Source organism: Budvicia aquatica DSM 5075 = ATCC 35567 (genome assembly GCF_000427805.1).
GTDB lineage: Bacteria > Pseudomonadota > Gammaproteobacteria > Enterobacterales > Enterobacteriaceae > Budvicia > Budvicia aquatica.
The window spans coordinates 1-3,422 of sequence record NZ_ATYS01000108.1 but is presented as its reverse complement, the minus strand read 5'-3'; the positions used below and the strand labels follow the sequence as shown (position 1 = coordinate 3,422).

Here is a 3,422-nt window from a genome sequence, read left to right as displayed (position 1 = left end):
TGGTATGGCACCTGAGCCTATTGCTGCCTACGGCCCCCTGTATAGCCTCTGGCAACGTAACTTCTGCCGTTACCATTCCCACGATGTCTATCAGTATAAGACCCGCATTGAGGAAGCATAAGCACCTATTCATCAAGGTACTCGTGCACTTTTCTCGTTTGACTTTTTCCTTCTTCAAAAATCCCCTCGAGACCTCTCGCATCTAAATCATATCCGCTATGCATCATGGTCTTCTATTTATTGTTTTATCAGTAAAAATTATTTGTGATCAGCTATTTCAGCGACGGAATTATATCTTCAATGATTATCACACTCTGATAGAGTGTCTCTTCTCCGGTATGTAGATGGCAAAACCACTAAAAGCACAGTGATCCTAGGGGGGAAATGAGATTGCATTTAGCTTTACTCGTGCTGGTATATTGGTTAATCGTCAACCTCATAAAGATAAATGGACTGGACTATCTGTAAAATAATCTATGGAGCGACTGGCCGTCTCGTTACCTTACCATAGTGCAACAGATAGACTGGTTGCTTTATGGCTGGCCGTTCTGGGTTTTGGTCCGTCAGTTGAGATACTCGCCAATTATGAGAAAGGCGAGTATCTCAGTATGTCCGGCAATATGCAGGTCAACCAATAGACGGAGAAAAGCGGCATAGCACAAACCAGCGATAAGGTGGCTGCCGATAGGTTCAGCCCAAGAGGTGGCAAAGGTACCCCACAAGCCTCTACACAGTTCACAGCGCCGAACGCTTGAGAATATCTATAGCAACCAGAGAACTTCGACCAGACGTCGCCATTTGATAATAAGTTTTGAAGTGAGGTGTTATGAAGATAATCAATTCAGGGGCAAATAGTTTAGAGTTGGCCTACTCGATGTTTGAATGGCGTAAGGTTAAGCCTATTATTGATGAGATAAGGCAAACGACAGGTGCGGAGATACAAACCTATGGCGGATTATTCAAACGGGCTGCTATCAGTGGTACTGCCTACCAAATGGATAGAGTTCGCAAAGTGATAAGGCAAAAGTATTATCGCTGACGTTTCTGCTCTCATCCAAACACCTTGCCGCTACTATGATCGGCATAACTCAGTCCCGTAGGGGGTTGTGATGTTTGGCGATTGATAAGATCGCTCAAACCGGATTGAGTAACCTTCAGGGATCTACGATTAGGTGGACTTATTTAGTCATTATAAAGTCTACTCTCAAGTAGGTGTGATTATTATTAATTCATGCAACGGCATTTTTCTATCATAAATAGCCCTGTTATATGTATTGCTTTTTGCGTTAAATCTGATTGATTGGTTGAACATATTTTAAAGTACTTCTTTCCAGTAAAAGAGCTAGATTGCTGAAATTTAGAGTACTTACTGATTAGGTAGCAATTGACCCTATGTATTCGGGTTGTTTTTGATAAAAACAGTTTACTTATTGTTCTGTAATTCTTAGGGATACTTAGTACATATCCATTTTTATTTGCATTGATCCATGCAATATAATGTTTGTCAGTGTCAATACCTTCTGTCTCATTAAAAACAATACAACCCTCATCCATAATAAATCCTTTTCTTAACAAACTTCGTGATAAAAGAGACGGTATCAATAATGTGCTCTGATGATTTTTTCATGTGAAAATAAAGCTTAGCGATATGCAGACTTGATAATCAGGATAAAAAATGAACCCTCGACATTCGTGTAGGGGTTTCCAAAAAAGGTTGGCAATATTTAAATATATTGTAGTAATTTAAAGTGGCGGGATTATCACGACATGTGACTATACAGTCAATTTTAATTTTATAAAGCCCTGCCAATCATAATAACTCACGTTATTATTAGCGTTTTATATGGTTTCTCCCTATGAGATGCACTGCTTAGGTCGGGGTTATAAATTTCCACCTAACACAATAGTTTATCAAGGTGGTACTTTTTATGTCTGAAGGAACGTGAGATGGCGAAATCGGATGGGGAGCAAGACAACAACAGTTTGTCACTGAACGTACCACATCAAAAAGCTTCCTTGAAAATTGGTGCAAGGCTAAAGAGTATAATTACAACAACACGAAGTCTCATATCAAGATTGAGAATTCGCAAAATGGAAAACCTCGATACACCTTTCTGATCGGCATTGCTGCTATCGTTTTCGCTCAAACTTGAGCGGTGACGGTGATGACACGGACACGGACACGGACACGCAGAAAGCGTACAAAATCCTCTATTTCCTGACTGATATCTTTGTAGCGCATACCCAGCGCGAATATAAGGATGATCTTGCGTTCGATTTCATCGGACAGGCCAGCGTGATCTGCGTTAAGGTTCAAAAAGACCATTACGGTCGCGAGGAGTGGCGAGTTCAAAGGCACCCGTTGGCATCTTGAGCATTTTTCTGGATGAACCATTTTGCAGTAGCTTCAACGTCCTGAGCCAGATAAGAGTCGAGTTCAGCAGCCAGTGCAACTTCGGCTAACTGCTTGGGAGGTAAAGATGGCATCTTTTTTACCTGTTAGAGCCTAGCCATCCTGAAGTGTTTTCTGGGCTTTATCAAAATCGAAGGATTGGGACATGTCTCATTCCCTTTTATCGATATCATTATTGGAATGACACTGAATGTCTAACACTCCTCAACGTTCTCATGACTAATGACTTCATTGATTCAACAACATCATGGAATCTAGTTAAATCCCCCGTCAGGGGGACAATAAATCTGAATTCTTTCTTCCCCGTTTCGATAATCAGAACATCGTTCTCAATTCCAATCCTCACTATAACGACAACACCATCTCCACCGATGGGCTTGTCATTTACAACAGTTCTTACATGAAACTCTAGATACAAATCAGCATCTGGACGCATGCGATAGACGTTTTCACGTTTAAAATCGCCGCCCTCTAGCCATCCCGTCTCAATATACGGGTTCTGTTTCCCCTTGATATCGGACCACATAACCCCTTCCAACCCAAGAGAGTTAATGTACTCATTCACTAAATTACTTGCTGACTCTCTTAAAATAGAAAGCCTTTCCTCTTGCTTTAATGCTAAATCGTTAAATGCCGAACTAATGTTTTTATAGGTGATCACTTCATCTCTCCAAATTTTTTAACTCAATAAGAATAATTAACACCGATAACTATTTTTTACTGTGATTAAATATACAAAAAAGCATGAAACATCAATTGGATACACGCGTCTTATAAATAAGAAAAACAGCATGAGCTTGAGCGAATGATTATGAAGAAATTCGCTCTATCACGCCAAGCGGATCTCAACCACGGTCAACTGGCCAACTTTATTTCAATTTCATCATCAACGGGTGTATACCCATCAGTCATTGATTGACCGATTTTTGCAACCTTTTGCGAATGTATTTTCGCCTAAAGAATGACAATGAAACCACACGACATCAATATAAACGCAAAATCGCGACAG

Annotated in this window: 3 protein-coding genes and 1 pseudogene; 2 read left to right on the top strand and 2 right to left on the bottom strand. The window is 40.4% G+C overall.

Going from position 1 to position 3,422, the window contains the following annotated elements:
* Window positions 1-476 precede the first annotated feature (476 nt).
* On the top strand, window positions 477-638 hold the full coding sequence (locus YWE_RS30735) for a hypothetical protein (protein WP_154661447.1): 162 nt from the start codon (window positions 477-479) through the stop codon (window positions 636-638).
* Window positions 639-826: 188 nt separating this feature from the next.
* Window positions 827-1,039: a hypothetical protein gene (locus YWE_RS0120700; RefSeq protein WP_029096186.1), complete on the top strand. Its 213-nt coding sequence runs from the start codon at window positions 827-829 to the stop codon at window positions 1,037-1,039.
* Window positions 1,040-2,163: 1,124 nt separating this feature from the next.
* Here YWE_RS0120700 and YWE_RS31775 read toward each other — a convergent pair.
* Window positions 2,164-2,560 (bottom strand): annotated as a pseudogene (locus YWE_RS31775) (transposase); the annotation flags it as partial.
* Window positions 2,561-2,585: 25 nt separating this feature from the next.
* Window positions 2,586-3,074: a hypothetical protein gene (locus YWE_RS0120675; RefSeq protein ID WP_029096183.1), complete on the bottom strand. Its 489-nt coding sequence runs from the start codon at window positions 3,072-3,074 to the stop codon at window positions 2,586-2,588.
* Window positions 3,075-3,422 lie beyond the last annotated feature (348 nt).

What these genes read in the sequence shown, in the direction of transcription:
- YWE_RS30735 (WP_154661447.1), top strand. Translation starts at nt 477, where the DNA reads ATGGAGCGACTGGCCGTCTCGTTACCTTACCATAGTGCAACAGATAGA.
- YWE_RS0120700 (WP_029096186.1), top strand. Translation starts at nt 827, where the DNA reads ATGAAGATAATCAATTCAGGGGCAAATAGTTTAGAGTTGGCCTACTCG.